Origin of the sequence: Alkalibacterium sp. f15, from assembly GCF_049389645.1 — a bacterium.
Lineage (GTDB): Bacteria > Bacillota > Bacilli > Lactobacillales > Carnobacteriaceae_A > Alkalibacterium.
Genome location: NZ_CP186540.1, coordinates 2086232 through 2107586 on the forward strand (window position 1 = coordinate 2086232; position 21355 = coordinate 2107586).

Here is a 21355-nt window from a genome sequence, read left to right on the forward strand (position 1 = left end):
ATTATCCAGTCGTCTGCAGGTCTTGGAAGGAGTTTTTTTATTTGATTTACATGTGTGCAAGTTGTCTATCTCGTCATAAGTCAGTATACTCTATAGTTATGAGAGAGGTGAGCTATGACTGTACGAAATTACAATATAGATTTTATCAAAGCATTGGCAATCATATCAGTGATACTCATTCACGGTTTATCCAATGACACGCTTTATGCTATTTTAGCCCCATACTATATTTGGCAAACAGTACCAGTGTTCATGATTTTATTGGGCTACAATTCTGCAAATTCCTTTACGAAAAGAGGATATGAAAGGCTATCCGAGATCTATAATCAGCAGTATCTTCTTAAAAAAGCAAAGCGCATACTCTTGCCGTTCACGCTTATTTGGTTCGCACAAATTCTGATCCAATTTTTTTATTTTGACAAGACAAACATAGTGGACCTTTTAACCTCTTTCTTTGTCGGTGGGTATGGTCCCGGAAGTTATTTCATTCCAGTAATTGTGCAGGCAACGCTACTGGCACCCATTCTATATCTTATCCTGAAAAAGCAGCCCACTAAAATGATGATCATTTTATTTTTTGTGAGCATACTCATTGATCTAGCAACTTACTGGTTGGACATCTCAGGAAGTTTATACCGGCTACTGATCATTCGTCACATCTTTTCAGTAACGTTAGGCGTCTGGTTCTCACTCGTTAAAACGAGAATAACGTTTAACTGGTTATTGCTCCCGGCGGCCTTGAGTTTTGGTTACATTACAGCCGTACATTATTTCAACTATGAACTGGTAATAGAAGAGTACTGGCACAGTCAGCACGCACCGGCCTATTTCTATGTGCTGCTGTTGATTATCTTGGGCATGAAATTTTTCAACATCAAAAAGGAGTCAGTCTTGGAAAAAAGTTTTATTCTGATTGGCGAGGCGTCGTTTCATATCTTCCTGACGCAGATGTTCTATTTCTGGTTCATCAGTAGATGGTTACCGGATCTCAACGGGATCGTTTATATCATGTTGTTCCTGACAGTTCCCATCCTTTCCGGCATCGGTTTTTACTATCTCGATAATTACTTGAACCGGAAACTTTCGGATGCAACCAAATGATATTTAATTTAGGTCATACTCGCAGCGGTGCGAGTATGGTCTTTTTTATAGTCGTTTTTAGCGAATCGTACCTTTTCTAACTGGATATGAGTAATGTTTACGCGAACTTAAGGAGTAGGGTCAGTTCCACGCTCAACTCCTTAAGATACGTGCCTAATCGTCAGAAGTGAGTCCTGATTCTATCCCAACTCCTGAAGATACATGCCCAATCTTAAGAAGTATGTGCACTTTCACCGTAAACTCCTTAAGATAACCACCGACTAAGAGCTTATGATTCATAAATTTCAAAACCGGTTTAGGTCATACTCGCACTGGTGCGAGTATGTTCATAGCAGTAAAGAGAGTGTTAATATAAGCATAAAAGTAAGATGGAATGGTATAATAAATTCACTTTAAATCATATGATTAGGAGGCTTATTATGTCGAATGAAACAAAAATGAAAATTCGTGATTCTAACTTTGAATTATTAAGAGTTTTATCAATGTATATGATTGTAGTATTGCACATTGGGACTCATGGAATACAAAATTATATCGATGTATCCGTTTCTTTATCTGATTATAACGAACTGATTTATTACTTTATTCGAACATTAGCTATTATAGCGGTAAGTTTGTATGTGTTGATGAGTGGATATTTTTCAAAAAAATCAAAATTTCAATTAAGCAAATTAATTGAATTATTCTTAGAAGTAAGTTTTTTCTCTACAGTTATTTATCTAGTCAACGTAATGATAGGAGTTGTTGATTTTAATTTTGTTGTTTTGTTGAATTCACTATTTTCTGTGCTGACGGGGGAGTATTGGTTTGTAACTGTATATTTCGTACTTTATGCTATATCGCCTTTCTTAAACATATTGATTGATAATATGGTCAAAAAGGAACACTTATATTTATTAGTCATATCATTCTTGATTTTTAGTGTTTGGCAATTTATTTATCCAATTGAATTTATTGGTGTTTCATCTGGATACGGGCTAGTTTACTTTGTATTTCTATATATGTTAGCTGCTTATCTCCAAAAATATGATTTTGTGATTAAAGATTTTAAAAGAAACACATATTTGTTCCTTTATATCGTTTTGGCAGTATTTATTTCTCTGGTGATTTATTGGTTTGGTGGTATCGGTAGAATGCTTTCCTATAATTCTCCGTTAGTCATGCTAATGTCTTATTGCTTATTTCAGTATTTCAAAATGTTGAAAATTAAATCTCCTAAAATTAATTTAGCTTCAACGTATGTATTTGGAATATATTTAATACATGAACAAAGTTCTTTTAGACAAGTACTATGGGGAGAGCTTGGCATAATAGAAGATATTATTGGATCTAACGCTAACTTGATAATATTAAAAATGATTGGGTATACTGTTATTGTATTTATAATTTGTTGGGTCTTATCAGTTGTAATAAAAACGATGTACAACTTTTCATATAAAATTCTATACAAAACAGTATCCAGATTAATAGATTACAAATCAGTAAAAGAAGTAAAAGTATAAAAAAGACCATACTCGCAGCGGTGCGAGTATGGTCTTTTTTATAGTTATTTCAAGCGAACCATACCGATTCTAGCTGGATATGAGTAAAGTTTATTCGATCTTAAGGAGTAGGGTCAGTTCCACGTTCAACTCCTTAAGATACGTGCCTAATCGTCAGAAGTGAGTCCTGATTTTACCCCAACTTCTGAAGATACGTGCCCAATCTTAAGAAGTACATGCACTTTCACCGTTAACTCCTTAAGATAACCACCGACCAAGTGCTTATATAAGGAAAAACCCTCCGATGCCGGAGGGTTTCTTTATGAATAACGATTTTTAAGAAGTGTAACCGGTATCTATAAACAATAAAATAGGTTTAATGCAAACTAATCGTGTCTGTTCATTAAAATATGGTAGTCTTTAAAAGAAGAAAGGAAGGTTTCATATTGAATAACAAAAAAATCTTATTGGTGTCAGTACTTATTAACGTTCTTTTACTGGCATCGCTCGTTTCCGTCATATTTAGAACGGGTAAAACAGACAATGATCCAGTTACCGAAGCTCATACTAATCCTCAATACGAACTGAAATCGACTCTTTTTGAAAAAGTAGGAGCAGAAGAAAGTGATGTTGTGTTTTTAGGGGATAGCATTACTGAAAGAGCGTTATGGCATGAATCGTTCCCGGAGATCGATTTAGTTAACAGAGGAATCGGAAGTGACACTAGTCAGGGTGTCCTGGAAAGAATGGATACCGTAATAGCTTTGAACCCTCAGAAGGTTTTTTTGAATATTGGCGTTAACGACATTATTCTTAACGTTGATCGAGAAGATACGTTAACCAATATTCAAAGTATAATCAATGAAATGAACACCGAATTGCCTGAATCGGAGCTGTACATTCAAAGTGTTTTTCCAGTTAGAGAGAACTATTCATATGTAAATAATGACGAGATAGACGAACTCAATTCAAGTATCGAAGAATTGGCTGAAGATGAAGGGCTGATCTATATCGATATTGGGACCACTCTGAAAAATGAAGCAGGCGGTTTGAAGTCTGAATACACAGTAGATGGTATTCATTTAACAGGAGATGCCTATATGGTCTGGGTTGAAATGCTAAACGACTATGTTTATTGAGTAAAGAGTCTTTTTTTTGGGCTCTTTTTATTTTTCGATATAATCTCGCTTTGCCAAAGAAATACTATAGATCAAAATAGGTTCTTAAAACTTTCAGAGAGATGAAATGATTGCAATAAACATTTCTTCTTTCTGAAATGTATATGTGTGTTTATTAATTTTGTGACATAATCGCTCAAAGCATGTATTTCATAATGTTTTTCCACTATAATTGATAAATTAGTCAGAAAAAAGGGAGCACGATTATGAATAAACGTTTTCAAGAAATGGATATATTGAGAGGATTAGCAATCATTGCTGTCATTATAATCCATATCACATCCTCTACAATTGATGGTGCAAAAAACGAAAGCACGTTAAACGTTGTTGTCTTTTTTAACCAGTTATCCAGATTTGCCGTTCCGATATTCTTGATATTATCTGGGTGGGGTTTAACAGTTTCCAAGAAATATAAAATGGGTTACTTGTCTTTTCTGAAAAGTCAGCTTTCCAAAATAATATTATATTATGTGAGTTGGAGCGTAGTCTACTACTTATACACTGCTGAGTCACTGTCAATAGTAGCAATGATCAAGGGAATGATATTTGGGACGACATATTTTCATCTTTATTATGTTCCGCTAATTATTATCTTTTATATCGTCTATCCATTTATTTATAAATACGCAAAGTTGAATAATTTTTTATTGGCTTCATTTATCGTAACGATTTTAAGTCAATATGCTGCCGTTGTTACTAACATCGAAATATTTAATAGTGCCTTGAACATTTTCAATTGGCTGTTTTATTTCGTCTTTGGCATTTGGTTTGCTAACGATTTCAACACCAAGGTTGTCATCATAAAAAAACATACACGTTTATTATTATCATTATTTGTAGTAACTGCATCAATTGTTTTCGCTGAAGCCTATATTACATTTGACACCTTAGGAAAAGGCGTCTCAACAACTTCAACGAGACCAACTGTTATGGTACTATCGATCATATTCTTCATGATGATCATATCCTTCGAATGGAAGAACAATCTCTTTAAAAGAGCGATGCTGAAAATATCTAAAGTATCATATGGCATGTATTTATCTCATGCGCTGATATTAGCTGTTTTTAAAATGTTATGGAACGAAACAGGAGTTTCTTCCGGATCAATATTATACATGGCTTCCGCTTTAATTGTAGTCACTTCGACATCTTATTTTGCAAGTATTTTAATGAATAATTTGGAAGAAACCATTATGTCTACTACAAATAGAAAACTGCTTGAGGAACAATAGAACCAAATCATTTGTTAAACTGAAATTGAACTAGGGTCTTGGGTATACTTGATCAAATGATATTTAAAGTAGGTAATACTCGCAGCGTTGCGAGTATTATAACCGGCAGTAAAGTAAGATGCAAAGGTAGTTTGAAGTCCGAATAAACGGTGGATGGCATTCATCTGACAGGAGATATTTAATTGATCTGGGTCGAATTATTAAACGAATATTTTATCTGATATGATTTAAGAATCTTATTTTAGCTAGCATCGGATTTTATTATCAATACATTTAAATAAAATGAAAGTTTATTCCTTTCTTTTAATAAAAAACGGTATACTTATATTAATTAGGAGGGAATGTTTTTGAAAAACAGAATGATTGAATTTGATACAACGAAAGTTTTTTTAATTGTGTTAGTTGTTTTTGCCCATGTTACAAGAATGTACACCCCGTCTGGAGTAGTAAAGATATCTGTTCAGTCAAATTTACTAATTGGTATTACAAATTTTATTTATCTTTTCCATATGCCTGCCTTTATAGCAGTTTCGGGAGCGGTTTTTTATCATATAAAACGTGAAAGAAAAAAACACCCCTATAATAAGGCATTCATCATGAATAAAACCAGGAAATTATTAATCCCTTACTTCTTTTTCACTCTGTTCTATGTATTACCAACGTTATTAGTTATCGGAGAATTACGAAGTCTTTTTGGTTTTATTGTGAGAAATGTTTTCTTTTTAGGGGGACCAAATCACTTATGGTATGCCGTGATGATTTTTAATGTATTTATTATTTTCGGTTTTTTAGAGAATAAAATCCATTCTTTTTCGCCTATATTAAATTTTTCAATACTTCTATTGGTGGGTTATTTATCATTTTTAATACCAAATCTTTTTCAAGCAAGAAATACTGCTTACTATATTTTATATTTTTATTTGGGATATGTATATCAACAGCATAGAGATAAAGTGAATTTAGTTGCAAATAAAAGTTTAGTGATGTTTTCTTCTCTATTTATTTTATTAATTATGTTTGTTAGTCTGTATCACATTGAAATTGATTTTGGATACACTGTAAACTGGTTTCTAAGAGTAATAGCAGCTACTTCTGGTACCGTATTTCTATATAGTTTCTCGGTATTTGCTTCAGAAGTCTTTTTAATAAAAAATTCGATAGTAGAAACAATAAATTTAGATTTGTTTGGGATTTATCTTTTTCACCCAATGATTATCTATTTATTATTTTATTCAATACGAGATATTCAACATAACCCATACCTAGTAACTGTTTTATTTACAATGATTTCATTTTTGTTATCTATGGTTTTTGTACGTTTGTTTAGAATATTAAAAATCAATATTTTGATTGGTGAAAGCCCCAACCAAGTAAGAATTAAAGCCAATGCGCTGTAAAATTATTTCATTAAGTAGATCAGAATAGAATTGATTCTTGCACTAAATTAACTGCTTTTTATTGGGCTTATGCAATCGGAGCATCATATGCGATTTTTTGAGTTAGGAAGTTTAGAAGTTTAATCGAAGAATAGCAATGTGGTATTGCTCAGAAAAAATGAATTGCTATAGTTTAAAGAATTAAACTAATTTATTCTGTATAAGAGCTTTAATACAATTGTTGATGCGTTGTTTTTTGTTCATAGTTCATTGATAGAAGGGGATAGATTTTAAAGAGATTTTTTATGAATGCTATCCATATTCTTTTACACTTTAACTAGACCATGCTTGCAGTTGTTGCGAGCATGGTCTTTTCTGTTGCTTTAAGACAAAATAATTTTTATTTGACTGAATAGGAGTAATGAGTACTCGAATCTTAAGAAGTAGCGTCATTTATACTCTCAACTCATCAAGATACGCGCTGAATCGTCAGAAGTTAGTCCTTTTTCAACCCCAACTCCTTAAGATAACCGTCTAATCTTAAGAAGTATCCGCACATTCACCGCCAACTCCTTAAGATAACCACCAACCAAAAACTTAAATAATGAAAAAAGCCTCCGAATTCGGAGGCTTTCCTTATGAATCACTAAATTTCATACCCAAGTAGGTCATACTCGCAGCGATGCGAGTATGCCCATCAAAAAAACGGCACAAGTGAGTATAAACAAACCAAGCACTTTAATAAAGAAAAAAGCCGCCATCACTGGCGGCTTTACTAATGTCTATTTAATCATCGTACCCGTTCGGATTCGATTTCTGCCAATTCCAAGAGTCGCGGCACATGTCTTCGACACTATAAGTAGCTTCCCAGCCGAGTGCGTTCTTCGCTTTGGACACGTCGGCGTAACTGGTCGCAATGTCACCCGGTCGGCGGTCATTGAGTTCGTATGGGATCTCGACGTTATTCGCTGTTTCAAAAGCGTGGACCACGTCCAGGACAGAATAGCCTTTGCCTGTGCCCAGGTTATACGCCTCGACACCGGTGGAAGCCAAGACTTTCTCCAGCGCTTTGATATGACCTTTGGCCAAGTCGAGCACGTGAATATAGTCTCTGACGCCAGTCCCGTCATGCGTTTCGTAGTCTGATCCGAAGACCGACAGTTTCTCACGTTTGCCGACAGCGACTTGTGTGATATAGGGCATCAGGTTGTTAGGGATATCATTGGGATCTTCACCGATACGGCCGGATTCATGTGCACCGATCGGGTTGAAGTAACGCAGTAAGGCGGCACTCCACGCGTTGTCAGCGACATACTGATCCTGAATGAACTGTTCAATGAACATTTTGGTCGTACCGTAAGGATTTGTTGTCGACAATGGCATATCCTCAGTAAACGGTGCTTCATTCGTCATGCCGTAAACTGTTGCGCTTGAGCTGAAGACTATTTTTTTGACGTTATACTCATTCATAAGCTCCATCAACACGATGGTTCCGTTCAAGTTATTGCTGTAATATTTTAAAGGCTGAGCGACGGATTCGCCGACTGCTTTGTATCCGGCAAAGTGGATAACCGCGTCCAGGTCGTGTTGTTCAAAAACCTCGCGCAACGCTTCTTTATGACAAATATTCACTTCATGGAAAGGCACATCTTTGCCTGTGAGTTCTTTTAATCGATTCAAGACTTCCGGTTTTGCATTGGAATAGTCGTCCACGATCACGACCTCATACCCCTTTTTCACCAATTCGATAACCGTATGGCTTCCAATATAACCGGCGCCACCTGTAACTAAAATAGCCATGGTATTCGCTCCTTTGATTTTTATAAATTTACTAAAATTTACTTACATATTTACTAAGTTAATTGTATCATAAATACCGGATATTGTGCATCAATATTCTCATGAGGTAACAAAACAGTTAAACTCTAACGACAAATGTAAAAAATAGATGAAAATTTCAGTAATAAATTAAAACTATGGTATAATTGCCCTTGATTGAAGGAGTATAAGCAATAGTAATTTGTGAAAAATATAATTAACCGAAGTGAAGTAAAGAGAGGACTTGAGTTATGTTTGAAGTATCCATTATTATGCCAGTGTATAACGTGAAAGAACATTTGGTACGAGCCATTGAATCGGCCTTGAATCAAAAAGAAGTGCTCGCTGAAGTGATTTTAGTGGATGACGGATCGACCGATGGCTCTGCCGAAATTTGTGACGACTATGCCAGACAAGAACCTCTCTTGATTAAAGTGATCCATCAGGAAAATAAAGGGTCTGGACCGGCGCGCAATGTCGGACTCGATCAGGCGATCGGGAAGTACGTTTATTTTGCGGACCCCGATGACTATTTTGAACCGAATCTACTGGCGGACAACTGCAGACTGGCCAAAGAAACACAACCAGATCTGGTCATTTTTGGCTACACGCAGGAAAGCGCATCATCCCCACAGGACCGCGAACAGAAATTACCGAATTTTCCGCAGTTGACGACTCAGAAGGTCTTCCGCCAGCACTTCAAAAACGTGTATCATTTTTCCCCGTATGCTCTCTGGAATAAACTTTACAAAAAAGCTTTTTTAGATAAAAACCATCTCCGTTTCACGAACCAGCCGACAGGACAAGATGCGCTTTTCAATATTGGAGTGTATAAACAGGTATCAGCTGTAGCGGTGAACAGGAAAGCTTACTATCACTATGTGTCACACGAAGGTTCATCAGTGAACCGTTACCGTCCGGAGCGTTATTTGATGGAGCAGAAAATTGCCCAGGCTTTTGAAGAACTGGTAAAAGAGTGGGACGAGGAACATGTATTTGATGACTTGATCGGTGAAGAGTATTTTCATGCCATCTATCTGGAAACAGCCAATTTAGTGCGGGAAAACTGTCCGCTGAATGAAGAAGAGAAAGTTGAGCGTTTAAGAGAAATCTGGCAGACCATTGGGCCGGAAAAAGTGGTGCCGTTCAAAGAAAGTGACCACAATCCCTTTAGACGGCTACTGCTATGGACCTACAAACAGGAGAATTTTGAACGGGCGCTCTATTTAATGAAAAGCCGTAATCAAGTCGCCAAAAGTTACACCAGCGTTTTCAGTAAAGTGAGAACCTTTTTTAAAAATTAAAGTGAACAAACAACCGAGGAGTCAGCCGTTATGATGGAACAATTTAAAAACGCCCTTTTTTATACCGCCTTAGGTAAATATTCGATTGTAACGGTGCAATTACTCGTGCAAGCGGTACTGTCGCGGATCCTAACACCCGAAGAGTACGGCATCGTCGCAGCCGTCAACATCTTTCTGGTTTTCTTCCAGCTGCTGGCCGATTTCGGCTTAGGCCCGGCGATCATTCAAAATAAAGACCTTGACTCTGAAGAAGTCAATTCCATCTTTTCGTTCAGTCTGTATATCGCTTTCGGGTTGGCCATTCTCTTTGTCTTCCTGGGTTACCCGATGAGCCTATTCTACGGCAACGACGTCTTCATTCCCATCAGTCGGATCTTGGCGATCGCGGTGTTCTTTTACGGCATCCTGGTCGTTCCGCAATCTATACTCCTGAGAGAAAAGAACTTCAAACTGGTCAACATCACCGTGGTGATCGGCGCGTCCGTGTCGGGCGTCATCTCGATCATTCTCGCCTTGCTCGGCTTCAGTTACTATGCCATCATCATTGGCAATACAGCTAAAGCCTTTACGTTATTCGTTGTTTTTTACATAAAGACCGAAACGAAGATCAGCCTGAGATTCAAATGGGCTCCATTGAAAAAAATATTTGCCTTTTCACGCAATCAGTTCTTGTTCAACTTTATCAATTACTTTTCCAGGAATCTGGACAACCTGCTAATCGGACGCTATTTTTCTTCCAGCGCCTTGGCTTACTACGATAAAGCCTATCAGGTCTCCTTGTATCCGAACCAGGTGCTGACCAGTCTGGTCACATCTGTGATTCACCCGATCTTGTCTGATTACGAAGATGAAAAAGACCGGATCAAGCGCGTCTATCTGCGCATCTCCAATCTGCTGGCAACTTTAGGCATGCCTCTTTCCGTCTTTTTGTTCTTCTCTGCAGAAGAAGTGATCCTGTTCCTGTTCGGTGGCCAATGGGACGGCAGTGTCCTAGCCTTTCAAATCTTGGCTTTGTCGATCTGGATCCAGATGATCCTCTCGAGTACTGGGGGCATCTTTCAGTCGGGGAACCGTACCGATTTGTTATTGCTTTCAGGTGTCTTGTCGACCGTTTTTAATGTCACCGGGATCGTGATCGGGATCCTGATGGGACAGATCGAATATGTTGCAGCTTTCTTGGTCTTATCGTTCAGCTTGAACCTGATTCAAGCCAACTACTTGTTGCTCATCAAAATGTTCCAGTCCAGCCTGCTCGAATTCTTTAAAGTGTTAGTCAAACCAGTGTACCTGGCAATCATGCAAGTCGCCGCGTTCTGGCTACTGCCGGAGTTACCTTTGAATATTTTCCTGAGCCTGGTCGTCAAAGGGCTCGTGTTCGTCAGCGTCTGGGTTGTCGGCTTACTGATAACAGGCGAATTCAAACGTTTGAAACTGGAGTTACAGCGCGCACGCGCTATGAAATAAATCGCCCTATTATATAGAAGAAAGGAATAAGGAAATGACGCAACCATTAGTGTCCATCATCATCCCCACCTATAACGTTGAACGATATGTCGAGGAATGCATGGACTCCTTAATGAATCAGACTTACAAAAACATAGAGATCATTGTGCTGGACGATGCGTCGACTGATGCGACCGTCTACCTACTTAAACAATACCGGTCACGCATCAAGCTGATCGAAAATAAAACGAACAAAGGTCAGGGCACACGACGCAATGAAGGCTTGAAAATAGCCCTGGGAAGATATATTTACTTCATGGATTCAGATGACTGGATGGAAAAAGAAGCTCTTCAAGAACTAGTGGATCAAGCCGTAAAAACAGAAGCCGAACTGGTCCGCTTTAATGGTGTGGCGTTTTATGAAGGCGACCAGGCACTGATAACCGAAAATAATTATGACTTTTCCAGTACATTAAAACATAAACAGCTCTATACAGATGAAGAAGCAGTCATCAAAAACAGACAGTCTTTCTCACCGTCACCGTGCCTGTACTTAGTCAAGAAAACAGTCATCGACGCACACAACTTAGCTTTTCCAGAGGGCGTCCTGCACGAAGACGAGTACTTCACGACCTTACTCTTTGCGAACACGAAAAAAATGACTTACTTAGATAACAACTTTTATCACCGCCGTTACCGCATCGCTTCAACGATGACGGAGCACACCAAGAAACACAAACTGAGATCCTTTGATTCCTATCTCAACGTGTTCGAAGCACTGGAAAAGGAGTATCAAAAAGTAATTTACTCTGATCAGCAGAAGCAGCTCATCAAACGCCAGCTGCTTTCGATCTACAACGGCCTACTCAAAAGCGACGTGAACCCGGAAAGAAAGAAACAACTGAAAAAACTTGAAAGCATCACATTGAAAGATAAACTCTTTGTCCTGGCCGCAAGACTGAAACAGCGTTTAAACAAATAACTAAATGAAATATGACTAAGAAGACACTTACCTTTACCAGATTATGACAATTCTGAAATGTTTGTCGGTAAAGGTTCTTTTTATGGTAAAATAAATCGTAATTGTGTAACAAAAAAAAGAATTATAAATAAAGCGAACAATTTCAGAATGGAGAAAAGACAGGATGGAAAAAAAGAAAATTGCGATAGTATTTGGGACAAGACCTGAGGCTATCAAAATGGCACCAGTCATTCTCGAATTAAACAAACATCAGGAGAAGTTTGAATCGTGTATCATTGTCTCAGCTCAGCATCGAGAAATGTTGGATCAGGTTTTGAAAGTTTTTGATATCAAACCGGACTATGACTTAGACATCATGAGACAGAATCAGACTCTCTCAGATATAACGGCTGATGTACTTAAAGGGATCGAAACGATTTTTATCGATGAACAACCCGATATGGTTTTGGTCCATGGTGATACAACTACCAGCTTTGCGTCTGCTCTAGCAGCGTATTACCAAAAAATCCCTGTTGGACATGTGGAAGCCGGACTCCGCACACATGATATCTATTTCCCGTTTCCTGAAGAAGGAAATAGACAGTTGATAGATACAATTACTAATCTTTTCTTTGTTCCGACAGAAACGACAAAAGAGAACCTTCTCCAAGAAGGTAAAGATGAAAATCGGATAATTGTCACAGGCAACACCGTTATTGATGCGATTCACTACACCAGAGACAGTCAAAGTAAACACCCGGCACTGGACTTGATGGATTCGAAACCGAATCAGAAATGGATTTTACTTACGTCACACCGAAGAGAAAATTATGGCGAGCCTATGACTAATATTTTTGAGGCGATGTTGGAAGTAGTAAATGAACACTCAGTAGTAGAAGTACTGTTGCCAGTTCATTTAAGCCCGACCGTTCAAAAGTTAGCCAAAGAAATATTGGGCAACCACGAACGGATCCACTTGATAGAACCTCTTGAAGTGGATGTCTTTCATCAGGTCATCAGCAAAGCCTACTTAGTACTAACCGATTCTGGCGGCTTGCAGGAAGAAGCCCCTGCGCTTGATATACCGGTATTAGTCTTGAGAGACAAGACAGAACGGCCTGAAGGTTTAGACGCAGGAACGTTGAGAGTTATCGGAACAGATAAAAAGAGAGTAATAGAAGAAGTGAATGAACTAATTATCAATAAAGAACGATACAAGAAGATGTCTAAAGCTATTAATCCTTATGGAGATGGACTAGCGAGTGGAAGAATTGTTAGAGCTATAAATACATTCTTAAACAAAGAGGAGTGAAAGAAGTGAGGTTCTTATCGAATGAAAATAGAGTCAACAATTTCACTCCGAATCTTTTCAACTATGCAGTCTTGTTATTTGTCGCCACTACTTTTCTAATAAGTGATTGGACTATACTGTATTCATCATTTGGGGATATTACATTAGCGATGAGTGTATTAATAATTATACTAATGCGAAAATTTGAAATTTCTCAGTTTCAATACAAGATTATTGCGAGTTTCATTGGCCTTGTACTTTTAACTATCTTATTATCATATATATTTAATGATTATTGGATCAGCGATAAAAGGATTTTGGCTTCTTTTATAAAAGTGATTTTTTATTTAATATCGATCATAGTATGTTTCAACTTTATAAATAATAATGATCTGAAAAAGAAGTTTATCAATGTGAATAACTATTTGGCTGTTTTAACTATTTTAATAGGGATCATAATTATCGTCGCTATCTACACAGACAATCATCATATATCTAGATTTTTTTGGACATATACGCGACAAGATTATAGAAGCTATTATTATGCTGGCAATGACAGTATTGTCAGAATGAGAAGCATATTTTCTGAGCCAGCTCACTTGGGTCATTACCTTAACACCATTTTTTTTGCCAATCTGTTCTTTAATAAAAGTAAAAAAGGGTACATACTGATTATATTGATGTTAGGAATATTATTAACCTTCAGTTACAGTATGATATTTATCTTTTTAATTACAGGTTTCAGTTATCTTCTTGTTAATACAATAAAAGGCAATATTAAATGGACAAAAAAAGTGTGGTACCTTGTTATACCGATGACACTAATACTAGCTATGTTATGGGATATTATATACGTTACGATTATAGAAAGAACAATCAATATTTTATCGGGCATGGATGGTTCTGCTTATAACCGCATTATTGAAAGCTGGATTTATGTCGAAAACGAACGACTGATATTTGGGAATGGAATTGGTCATACCCCGCCGATCACCAATATTTATGCTTACGTAATAAGTGATTTTGGTTTAATAGGATTCATTCCTTATCTGGGGTTAACAGGATATATAATATTAAATAGTTTAACTACAGGTATATTGTTCATAACTATGAATATGGCTAAAGGTGGTTATTTAAACCCATCTTTTTGGTTGTTTCTCTTATTCGTTTTTTTGTATGGTATAATCCCTTCGATTAAAGAAAAAGTAAATTCTAATGAACTGGAAGGAAAAATTTATGTATGATGTCTATCAAATTTTTATAAATGTTTTATTAACAATTATACTCAGTTTAATTTTAACGCCTATTGTGAGGAAACTTGCTTTTAAAATAGGGGCAGTAGATGTCCCCAATAAACGAAGAGTAAACAAGACAATTATGCCATCTATGGGAGGATTCGCGATATATCTTGCTTTCTTTTTTTCAATCTTTGTTTTACAACCTGTTGAGTTAAGTATAAGCTTTCCGATTTTCATAGCTGCAACTATTGTCCTTTTAACAGGGATCGTCGATGATATCAAAGAAATTAGTCCTAAAGCGAAAATGTTGGGATTAATAGTAGCGGCTATGATTATAGTTTATGCAAACGATCTAACTGTAGTACAAGTAAGTGTTCCTTTTATGGATTTTGTGTACTTGCCCACTTGGATAGGATTTCCGATCACTATTTTCTGGGTGTTAGCTATCACGAATTCCATTAATCTAATCGATGGGTTAGACGGTTTAGCCAGTGGGATATCCATAATAGCTTTAGGTACTATGGGAATAATTGGTGTTTTCTTTTTGGAAAACACTAGTTTCATAACCAGTATCATGATATTCACTTTAGTGGGGGCAATAATCGGATTTTTACCGTATAATTTTTATCCAGCAAAAATCTATTTAGGAGATACGGGCGCATTATTTTTAGGATTCATGATATCTGTGATGTCTTTATATGGACTGAAAAATGTTACGCTGATAACTTTGATAATTCCAATAGTTATTTTAGGTATACCGATCACTGATACTGTTTATGCCATGCTGAGAAGGAAATTAAATAGTATGCCTATGTCTAGTGCCGACCGGCATCATATGCATCACAGGCTTATGACATTAGGCTTGACACATAAACAAACGGTTTTAGTCATATATCTGATTGCCGGCATATTTTCCATGATCGCGCTACTTTATCCATTATCTTCATTGATCGGTTCAATCTTGATAACCATTGCTTTATTATTTGGTTTAGAAGTGTTCATTGAACTTATTGGTCTAGTAGGAGAAAACAGACGACCGCTGTTAAATAAATTAAGACAATTTGCCAATAAAATAAATAAAAATGACAATAAATAGTATAATGTAGAAGATAAAACAATCAAAAAAATTAGCTTTGCTAATTGTTCCACATACAGTGCTGAGAAGGTTCACATGCAGTACAGGCTTTTGTCGATTTTATAAATTTGGTTAGTATAGATAAACGTACGTTGCATATGATTTTATGTGGGTTTGTTGACAAAATGAATAAAAATATAAGAAATAATAAGGAGTAATATTATGAAACCTTCAGTGGATTTTATTGATGATTTAGTATCCATTATAATGCCTGCATATAATTCTGAAGAATTTATAGGGGAAGCGATCACCTCAGTACAAAAACAGACATACACCAATTGGGAACTTTTAATAGTAGATGATTGTTCAACAGATAATACAGTAGAGACAGTTGCTTCTGTAGATGATTCTAGAATTAAGCTTATAAAATTGCCCAATAACTCTGGTGCGGCTTTCGCCAGAAATACAGCTATCGAAGAATCTAAAGGAGAATATCTGGCTTTTTTGGATAGTGACGATTTATGGACGCCAAATAAACTCGAAGATCAAATTCAATTTATGAAGGCCAATAAATACTACTTTACCTGTACTGAATATGCTGAAATGAATGAACACAGTGAAATAAAGAAGATAATACGAGTTAGAGATCAATTAGACTATAATGGTGTTTTAAAATACTGTCCGGGAAATTCTACAATTATATATAATGCAAAACAGTTGGGCAAACATTATGCACCATTAATTAAAAGGCGTAATGATTTTGCTTTATGGTTAAAAGTCATCAAAGAGGCTGGACATGTTTATGGCTTGCATGAGACCAATTCAATTTACCGAGTTAGAAGTGAATCGCTATCTTCCAATAAAATTAAATTACTGAAACATCAGTGGGTTGTTTTATACAAAATAGAAAAACTGTCTTTTGTAAGATCATTATTTATAATGATACATAAGATAATAACCGTTGCTTTGAAGCTTAATAAAACGGAGGTCAAGGATGACAAAAGTACTCCACATTAATTCTAACTTTTTAACTTCGAAATTACATGAGAATCTTATCGATAAATTGCCTGATATGTTTGAGAATGTAATATTTATGCCTATAAAAAAAGCGAAACATTCAGAGATGATTTATACCTCCAAGTATGAAGTATATTCACCAGTAACCTTCAATGAATACCATAAGTTTTTTTATACTTGGAAGCAGTTTAAAATATATAGTAAATTAAAAAGTTTGATAGATGTGAGAGAGTACGATGTCATTCATGCGCATACATTATTTACGGATGGTAATATCGCATTTAAATTGTTTAAAAAATATGATATACCGTATATAGTTACGGTTAGAAATGATACCGATGTTGAGAACTTCTTTAAAATAAGAATCAATCTTCGTGGAAGAGGTATAAACATACTGAAGAATGCATCAGAAATCATATTTTTATCGGAATCCAGTAAACTTAATCTTTGTAATAAATATATAAAAAATGAAGAAACAAAAGTAATGGTGCTCGAAAAGTCCCATATTATTCCAAATGGTATTGATGATTTCTGGCACAAGAACAAAGCAGCAGCTAGAAGATTAGATGAAAACAAACAATTGAAATTACTTTCAGTAGGTCAGATAAGAAAAAGGAAAAATCAAATCGGCAGTATTAAAGCAGCTCAAATTTTAAAAAGTAAATACAATAAGGATGTCAAATTAACTTTTGTCGGGAAAGTGATTGAAAAAGAGTATCTCGATAAAATGAATAAGCAGAATAATCAAGAAATGGAAGTCATTGAACATATAGAAAAAGAAGGTTTAATTGATCTATATAAAAACAATGACATTTTTATTCTGCCATCTTTCAGAGAAACATTTGGTTTAGTTTACCCGGAGGCAATGAGTCAAGGTTTGCCAGTCATTTATTCTAAGGAACAGGGGTTTCATAGACAATTTGAAGAGGGAATAGTTGGCTATGGTGTGGATTCAGAAAATCCTGAAGATATAGCAGATAAAATCATAAAAATAATTGATAATTATGATGAAATATCATTGAATGCATTAACTCAAGTCGATAAATTCGACTGGGATATTCTGTCAGATGAATTAGGTCAATTATATTGTAAAGTGATCGATAAAAATAATATGCAATAATAATTTTATATAACTTATTAAAAGAGTAGTTAGGGTGGTTAGTCGTGTGTCGGAAAATAAAAGTTTTGCATATTATGAGTGGATCTAAAGGCGGTATATCTTCTTTTATTAAGAATAAAGCTTTAGCTCTTTGTGATGAAAATGTAGTATTTGACGTTATAAGTTTTGAAGAGGTAGAGGAACCTTTTAAGAGAGCCATCGAGAATACGGGGGGGAAGATTTATAAAGTCCCAAATCCGAAGATAAAAGGATTCAAAATGTTTAAGAGTGAAGTTTTGAAGGTATATGAAAATCAACCGGATAAGTTTATTATTCATTCTCATATTCAAGGCCATAGGATGCTACCTTTTTATTATCTAAGCAAGAAGTTCTCTCCTGAAAGGTTTATCGTACATGCTCATACAGATGCAGATGAAGTTAAGAAAAAAAGATTACAAAGTAAACTTGACCGCATAATCAACAATACTATCAAGATAGAGTATGCATCCTGCGGTATAAAAGCATCAGAATTCACTTTTGGCTCCAAACTGATCAAAGATGGAAGGATTATGCATATACCCAACAGTATTAATGTGGATAATTTTTCAAAAACGATTGAAAAAAGTGAATTAGATAAACTGAGAAGTGAAATATTGCCCGGTATAAGTGCTGACACCCTTATCATAGGAAGCGTTGCTCGATTTCAAAGACAAAAAAACCATCCATTTATGGTGGAAATCATCAGTGAATTAAACGACAAAAACGTTGATTTTGTATGGTTGTTTATCGGAGAAGGCGTTTTAAAACCGGATATTGAAAAACTCGTTCATGAAAAAGGATTATCTAAGCACGTTAAGTTCCTGGGTAGAAGAAACGACATTCATAAATTATATAAAGTAATGGATATCTTTGCACTCCCTTCTTTCTATGAAGGGTTACCTACTGTTTCTATAGAAGCACAGGCCTCTGGAACTATGACTTATATGTCTGATACGATCACGAAAGAAAGCGATTTGAAATTAGATTTAGTGAAATTTATTCCAATCGATGACCCTGAAAAATGGGCAACTAAAATTGTTGACTACAAGCCACGTAATGTACAATTAGATACTATCAAAGAACGATTAGTGAAGCAAAAGTTTACAAATGAAACTTCTGCTGAATTGTATAATGACTTTTTGAAAAATAAAATACAATCTTACATGATTTAAGAAGGAAGTGTGAAAGTGAATATTCTCGATTTTATTAAAGATTTATGGGCCATGGTTAAAGATAATAAATGGATCCTTTTGAGTCTGACTATTTTAATGACACTTATCTTTTCAGTGTTATACTTTTTATTTCAAAATATTGCTTCAGAAGAAATAGCTACGGATGAAGAACTAGAAAGTGAAATTAAAATTGGAACTATAGATATATATGCCGATGCTGATTATGAGAATATTTCCTTATATCCAGCCCTGCCTAGCGAACTAATTGATGAGATTCACGAGTGGGACAGATTTGCTGGCGATTTTTCTCTTGGTGTTAATAATGATTCCACTTTGAATTTTATTGATAATTTTAATTCCATGGATGAGTTAGATGAAAGTTTTAATCCACTAGAGAGTCTACTCGGTTTAACAAATGCAAACAGGGATCTTTTATTATACGATAAGGAATCGGGTAATTACTTTTTAACTGTAGAAGTAGAGCCAGCGAGCGGTAATGTGAGTGTTGTGGATTCGCATTTTGGGATTAGTGATTATTTAATTGATTTAAATATAAATAATGATCCAGATATTGAAAATACTCTTGAGGATTTAGAAAACGATAACGATAGTTTTCTGGACGTGAGTTTCGGGATGGATCCTGGTGGAAGCAGATTTGCCAGAATTGAAACACAATATGACTGGAAATATGAAATGTCCAGTCAGAGAACAATAAGTAATAATAGGAACTTTTATATTTCAGATCCTGAAATATTTAAAATGAATCCCTTGACAAGTGAAACTAATGACATTTCACTTAGAGGAATTGTGCGTCAAGTAGGGCTATTCTTCATTTTAAGTCTTATTTTGAGTGCTATTGCGATTTTTGTTTGGAATATATTAAATAAAACAATCAATTATAGTTTTACTTATGGGTGGAACAGTCATGATCTTCATTTGAAATACAATAATCAGGATTCGAGCGATCAAATAATTTATGATATGTTGCAGTCAAACTACTCATCTGTGGCTATAATATCCCAAGCTTCTTTTGTAGAGGGCATCTCCGAAGCAATTGAACAATTAGAAGAAAAAGAAATTATGTTATCTGATGAAATCAATCATTTACCGCTTAACAATTCTTATGAAGAATTTGTACTCGTAATCAAAAGAAACGTTACGTCCAAAGACTGGTACTTGAGACAAAGGAAACATTTAAAGGCTTACAGAAATAAATCCATTAAAATTATTGAATTATAGAAACTCTAAAAACATTTTGAAGGGAGTGAAGAGTGTGAAGTTTCTGACGTACGTTTTAGTCATAACTGTCTTCTTAGGAACTGAATTATTGGCCATACCCTTAGGAGTAGCCCAAATGTCCGCTTACAGAATGACTTTGGTTTTAATTTCTATAATGTTTTTTTATAAAGTAGCGATTAAAGATCCAAAAACAGAAATTTCATTATCTGACAACCTAAATTTTTATCATTTAGTATATTTTGCATGGGTAATTTACGGTTTCACTTCATTTTTTTGGGTTGAAAGTAGATCTAGATGGTTATTCGGGATGTTTTTTATTGTAACAGGTGCATTGTCGATTTTTTATATCACATTTAATATGCGTTCAAAAAAAGATATCAAGACTCTATTTATTATCGTTTTTCTCATGACTAGTTTTCATCAAATGTTGGGCTGGTATGAGGTCGTTACGGGTAATTATTTATGGAAACATAATCGTGTTGGAGCAGCCATCACTACTTTTGGGAACATAAATGATTACGCGACGTTGCTATTGACGGGGATTTTTATTGGTCTATTGATATTATTAATAAGTACAAATCACTGGTTGAAACTATATAGTGTATTACATATGATTTCTGGCCTGTTATTATTATCGCATGGTGGCTCTAGAGGCAATCAATTAGGTTTAATAATAGGAATTAGTGTTTTTCTAATATTAAATATATTGAATTTAAATTTATCTCGAAAGTTTTTCAAGTATAGTCTAGCAATCGTGATCGCTTTTGTATTTGTTTTACTTGTTTCGTCGACTATTAGAGAGCAGTTATTTGATCTGTATGGGCTCATTCAGACTAGCTTATTCAGAGATGGCGGATCTAATAGATATCGTATAAATTTACTGATAAATGGGTTTGCATTTTTACTCCAGACATATGGATTTGGTGTAGGTGCTGGAAACATTGAATATTGGATGGCAAACAGACCTTTTGTGGAAGATATTGATGCTATGAATATACACAATTGGTTTATGGAGATACTAGTTGGCTATGGAGTCATCATTTTCATGCTATATACTATAATGTATATCTATATTGTCAGGAAATTATATTTGAATTATAAATATAATTCTGATTCGTTTATAAAAAATACATCCATGGTTTTGTTGATATACGCCATTTCATTTTTAGCGTCTTCAATTTCTTCGGCTTCTAATATATTTATAGAGTGGCAGTGGGTATTTTGGGGGATTATTATTAGTTTTATACAATATACCGAGAGAGAGAAATGTGAATCAACCCTTTCCGAATAA

At 35.4% G+C, this 21355-nt stretch carries 17 protein-coding genes; 16 read left to right on the forward strand and 1 reads right to left on the reverse strand.

The window, feature by feature from the left end:
* The first annotated feature begins 114 nt into the window (after positions 1 to 114).
* The 5 genes from ACO1PF_RS09975 to ACO1PF_RS09995 all read left to right on the forward strand — a co-directional run bounded on the left by ACO1PF_RS09975 (position 115) and on the right by ACO1PF_RS09995 (position 6389).
* The gene (locus ACO1PF_RS09975) at positions 115 to 1101 is read left to right on the forward strand and encodes an acyltransferase family protein (protein ID WP_423188905.1); all 987 of its coding nucleotides are present in this window, start codon (positions 115 to 117) and stop codon (positions 1099 to 1101) included.
* A 419-nt stretch (positions 1102 to 1520) separates the two neighbouring features.
* Complete coding sequence (locus tag ACO1PF_RS09980) at positions 1521 to 2603, forward strand: acyltransferase (protein WP_423188906.1); 1083 nt, start codon at positions 1521 to 1523, stop codon at positions 2601 to 2603.
* 425 nt (positions 2604 to 3028) lie between these two features.
* Positions 3029 to 3721 (forward strand): GDSL-type esterase/lipase family protein, encoded by a 693-nt coding sequence (locus tag ACO1PF_RS09985; protein ID WP_423188907.1) that lies wholly within the window; start codon positions 3029 to 3031, stop codon positions 3719 to 3721.
* A 245-nt stretch (positions 3722 to 3966) separates the two neighbouring features.
* On the forward strand, positions 3967 to 4992 hold the full coding sequence (locus ACO1PF_RS09990) for an acyltransferase (RefSeq protein WP_423188908.1): 1026 nt from the start codon (positions 3967 to 3969) through the stop codon (positions 4990 to 4992).
* 347 nt (positions 4993 to 5339) lie between these two features.
* Positions 5340 to 6389: an acyltransferase family protein gene (locus ACO1PF_RS09995; RefSeq protein ID WP_423188909.1), complete on the forward strand. Its 1050-nt coding sequence runs from the start codon at positions 5340 to 5342 to the stop codon at positions 6387 to 6389.
* A 765-nt stretch (positions 6390 to 7154) separates the two neighbouring features.
* Here the strand turns inward: ACO1PF_RS09995 and galE are convergent.
* Positions 7155 to 8168: a UDP-glucose 4-epimerase GalE gene (gene galE, locus ACO1PF_RS10000; RefSeq protein ID WP_423188910.1), complete on the reverse strand. Its 1014-nt coding sequence runs from the start codon at positions 8166 to 8168 to the stop codon at positions 7155 to 7157.
* Between the two features lie 269 nt (positions 8169 to 8437).
* Here galE and ACO1PF_RS10005 point away from each other — a divergent pair, with 269 nt between their 5' ends.
* From ACO1PF_RS10005 to ACO1PF_RS10055, 11 genes are all read left to right on the forward strand, one after another.
* The gene (locus tag ACO1PF_RS10005) at positions 8438 to 9490 is read left to right on the forward strand and encodes a glycosyltransferase family 2 protein (RefSeq protein ID WP_423188911.1); all 1053 of its coding nucleotides are present in this window, start codon (positions 8438 to 8440) and stop codon (positions 9488 to 9490) included.
* A 30-nt stretch (positions 9491 to 9520) separates the two neighbouring features.
* Positions 9521 to 10954, forward strand: coding sequence for a lipopolysaccharide biosynthesis protein (locus ACO1PF_RS10010; RefSeq protein ID WP_423188912.1), 1434 nt, complete (start codon positions 9521 to 9523; stop codon positions 10952 to 10954).
* A gap of 34 nt (positions 10955 to 10988) precedes the next feature.
* Entirely contained in the window at positions 10989 to 11915 is a 927-nt protein-coding gene (locus ACO1PF_RS10015; RefSeq protein ID WP_423188913.1) for a glycosyltransferase family 2 protein, read from the forward strand.
* Between the two features lie 163 nt (positions 11916 to 12078).
* Positions 12079 to 13206: a non-hydrolyzing UDP-N-acetylglucosamine 2-epimerase gene (wecB, locus tag ACO1PF_RS10020; RefSeq protein WP_423188914.1), complete on the forward strand. Its 1128-nt coding sequence runs from the start codon at positions 12079 to 12081 to the stop codon at positions 13204 to 13206.
* A 392-nt stretch (positions 13207 to 13598) separates the two neighbouring features.
* Positions 13599 to 14429: a hypothetical protein gene (locus ACO1PF_RS10025; protein ID WP_423188915.1), complete on the forward strand. Its 831-nt coding sequence runs from the start codon at positions 13599 to 13601 to the stop codon at positions 14427 to 14429.
* A complete protein-coding gene (locus tag ACO1PF_RS10030; protein WP_423188916.1) occupies positions 14422 to 15519 on the forward strand; it encodes a glycosyltransferase family 4 protein in 1098 nt (365 codons plus the stop codon). Before ACO1PF_RS10025 ends, ACO1PF_RS10030 begins: the two co-directional genes overlap by 8 nt.
* A 201-nt stretch (positions 15520 to 15720) precedes the next feature.
* On the forward strand, positions 15721 to 16515 hold the full coding sequence (locus tag ACO1PF_RS10035) for a glycosyltransferase family 2 protein (RefSeq protein WP_423188917.1): 795 nt from the start codon (positions 15721 to 15723) through the stop codon (positions 16513 to 16515).
* Entirely contained in the window at positions 16493 to 17635 is a 1143-nt protein-coding gene (locus tag ACO1PF_RS10040; protein ID WP_423188918.1) for a glycosyltransferase family 4 protein, read from the forward strand. Before ACO1PF_RS10035 ends, ACO1PF_RS10040 begins: the two co-directional genes overlap by 23 nt.
* A gap of 74 nt (positions 17636 to 17709) precedes the next feature.
* Entirely contained in the window at positions 17710 to 18825 is a 1116-nt protein-coding gene (locus tag ACO1PF_RS10045) for a glycosyltransferase (RefSeq protein WP_423188919.1), read from the forward strand.
* A 9-nt stretch (positions 18826 to 18834) separates the two neighbouring features.
* Entirely contained in the window at positions 18835 to 20064 is a 1230-nt protein-coding gene (locus ACO1PF_RS10050; RefSeq protein WP_423188920.1) for a hypothetical protein, read from the forward strand.
* Between the two features lie 115 nt (positions 20065 to 20179).
* Positions 20180 to 21355 carry an O-antigen ligase family protein gene (locus ACO1PF_RS10055; protein WP_423188921.1) on the forward strand — a complete coding sequence of 392 codons (1176 nt, stop codon included), beginning with the start codon at positions 20180 to 20182 and terminating at the stop codon, positions 21353 to 21355.